Below are 3,003 nucleotides of genomic sequence, written 5' to 3' on the forward strand. Positions count from 1 at the left end.
AAGGCCCGCAGCCGGCCATCGCCGCCCGACCGGTCGGGTTCGAGTCCCGTGTCCCGGGTGTGTTCGGGCCCGGGTACTCACCGGGACCGGCGGCCGAGGAGACGACCTCGCCCATCGCCGCCCGACCGGTGGGATACATCCCTCGGCCCGTGACGCTGCAGCCCGTCCTCCCGACCTCCGTCGCGAGGACGACGTCGTCGTCCCTCTTGCTGTCCGGCGGCGAGCGGTCCGAGACCATCACGTCCTCGACCGGTGTCGTCAGCGGCGAGGTGCATCCCGGGATCACCCACTCGGACGCCCAGTTCGACGCCCGGATGGCGCTCGAACTCGGAGCCGTCGAGCTCACCATGGGTCGGCTCGACGCCACTCGCCTCGCGGAGTTCCGCATGCTCGCCGAGTCGGCCAACCAGTACATCCACGGCGATCGCTTCCTCGACCCGGCGCGCTTCACCGCTGCCAACGCCCAGTTCCACGAGTACCTCTTCCGGTGCACGGGCAACGAGGCACTCCTGCAGGCGTACCGGATCCTGGAGGTCACCCGGGTGATGAACAGCGTCCTCCCGGACGCCCGCTGGGTGTCGGAGGACATCGTGCCGGAGCACCTCGAGATCGTGACCGCGTTCGAGAACGGTGATCGCGACGCGGCGCGCTACCTGATCCGGCGCCACACCGAACACGCCAAGGCGACCATGCGGGCCGCGCTCGCCGACACGTCCGTCGGGGCGGCGTCATGAGCGCCCCGGTCGGTGACCACGACGCCGTCCCACCCGTCCTCTCCCCCGGACGTTTCGACGGGCTGTCCGTCCTGGTCACCGGAGCGGTTCAGGGAATCGGTCGTGCGGTCGCCGACCGGGTCGCCCGGGAAGGCGCGCTCGTCACCGCCGTCGACCGTGCGGAGGCGATCACCGAGGTCGCCGAGGAACTGACCGCCGTGTCGCCGGACGGCCACAGGGTGACCCCCGTGGTCGCCGACCTCGAGACATTCCAGGGCGCACAATTCGCGGCCGACGCCGCACTCTCCACCCACGGCCGGATCGACGTACTGATCAACAACGTCGGTGGCACGATCTGGGCCCGGCCCTACCACGAGTACTCGCCGGAGCAGATCGAGAAGGAAGTGCGCCGTTCACTCTTCCCCACGTTGTGGATGTGCCGGGCCGTCCTCCCGTCGATGGTGTCCGTCGCGACCGGCACCATCGTCAACGTGTCCTCGGTGGCCACGCGCGGCGTCAACCGGGTCCCCTACGCGGCGTCCAAGGGCGGAGTGAACGGACTGACCACAGCCCTCGCGCTCGAGGCGGCTCCCCACGGGATCCGGGTGGTGGCCACCGCTCCCGGCGGAACGCTCGCCCCGGAGCGCCGCATCCCCCGCGGCGGTGACGCCCGGACCGACGAGGAGAAGCGCTGGTACCAGCAGATCGTGGACCAGACCGTCGACTCCACCGCGCTCGGTCGCTACGGCGACCTCCACGAACAGGCCGCCCCGATCTGCTTCCTGGCCTCCCCCGAGGCGTCGTACATCACCGGGTCGGTCCTCCCGGTCGCCGGCGGGGACCAGGGCTGACCGCCCGCCCCGCCACTGCTCCCACCCATCCCCATCCCACCCATCCCCCATCGGAGGTCCACCGTGACCGAGAAGACCGCAACCACAGCCGACGTCTGGGAGTCCCCCGCGCATCGGCGAACCGTCTACGGGGTCCTGGCCGTCGTCGCGCTGGCCATCCTCTTCGACGGCTACGACCTCGTCATCTACGGCGCGATCCTGCCCACGCTCATGGCGGACCCCGGCCAGATCGGCCACCTCGGTGCCGCTCAGGCCGGCGCCCTGGGCTCGTACGCCCTCGTCGGAGTGATGATCGGGGCGCTGAGCGCGGGCGCCGTCGGAGACCGCATCGGCCGTCGGAAGATCATGCTCGGCTCGATCGCCTGGTTCTCGGTGGGCATGGCCGCCACCTCCTTCGCGCAGAACATCACGACGTTCGGGATCCTTCGCCTGCTCACCGGCCTCGGCATCGGCGCGATCGTCGCCACCGCCGGTGCGATCATCGCCGAGTTCGCCCCCGCGGGGCGGCGGAACCTGTTCAACGCCGTGGTCTACAGCGGTATCCCCGCCGGCGGAGTCCTCGCCTCGGCCCTCGCGATGCTGCTGCGCGACCACATCGGGTGGCGGGGACTCTTCCTCATCGGCGCACTGCCACTCGTCATCGTCCTGCCCTACGCGTGGTACGCCCTGCCCGAGTCGCCCCGCTGGCTCTCCTCGCGGGGACGCACCGACGAGGCCCTCGCCCTGTGTTCCGCCCGAGGATTGCCGATCAACTCCTTCATCGACGCCCCCGCCGAGACCTCTGACGACGCCGGCTCCGACGGGTCCGGCGCAGCGGGCACCGCCGCAGCGTCGCCCACCGGATTCGCCGGGTTGGTGACCCCGGCCTATCGACTCGGCACCCTCCTGCTCGGGTTCATGAGTTTCGCCGGACTCCTCCTGACCTACGGGCTGAACACCTGGCTACCGACGATCATGGAGTCGTACGGTATCGACGCCAAGAGTTCCCTCGGTTTCCTCCTGGTCCTCAACGGCGGTGCCATCGCCGGCGGGCTGGCCGCGTCGCGGTTGGCCGACCTGCACGGCCCGCGCGTGATCGTGGCCTGCTCCTTCCTCCTGGCCACGTCCGCCCTGGTCGCCGTGACCCTCTCCCCGCCGATCGCGCTGATGATCCTGCTCGTCGCCGCGGCGGGGATGGGCACCATCGGGACCCAGGTACTCGTCTACGGTTTCGTCTCGAACTACTACGAGACCGGTTCCCGCGCCGCGGGCGTGGCCTGGTGCGCGGGTTTCGGGCGCCTGGGCGGAATTCTCGGTCCGGTCATCGGCGGCCTTCTCGTCGCCGCGGGCCTCCAGGCGGAGACCTCGTTCCTCGTCTTCGCGGGCGTCGCCCTGGTCGGGGCCGTGATCACCCTCGCCGTCCCGCGCTCGCCGGGCCTGGTCGCCCAGGTCCCCGACAC

3 protein-coding genes are annotated in these 3,003 nt (G+C 70.9%); all 3 read left to right on the forward strand.

From position 1 onward, the window contains the following. A partial coding sequence (locus tag G6028_RS16660; RefSeq protein ID WP_182659538.1) for a GntR family transcriptional regulator occupies nucleotides 1–734 on the forward strand: 734 nt, incomplete at its 5' end. Next, nucleotides 731–1,564 carry a 1,6-dihydroxycyclohexa-2,4-diene-1-carboxylate dehydrogenase gene (locus G6028_RS16665; protein WP_182659539.1) on the forward strand — a complete coding sequence of 278 codons (834 nt, stop codon included), beginning with the start codon at nucleotides 731–733 and terminating at the stop codon, nucleotides 1,562–1,564. The genes G6028_RS16660 and G6028_RS16665, both read left to right, overlap by 4 nt. A gap of 63 nt (nucleotides 1,565–1,627) precedes the next feature. Then, a partial coding sequence (locus G6028_RS16670) for an MFS transporter (RefSeq protein ID WP_182659540.1) occupies nucleotides 1,628–3,003 on the forward strand: 1,376 nt, incomplete at its 3' end.

Source organism: Dietzia cercidiphylli (assembly GCF_014145145.1).
GTDB classification, from domain to species: Bacteria; Actinomycetota; Actinomycetes; order Mycobacteriales; family Mycobacteriaceae; genus Dietzia; species Dietzia natronolimnaea.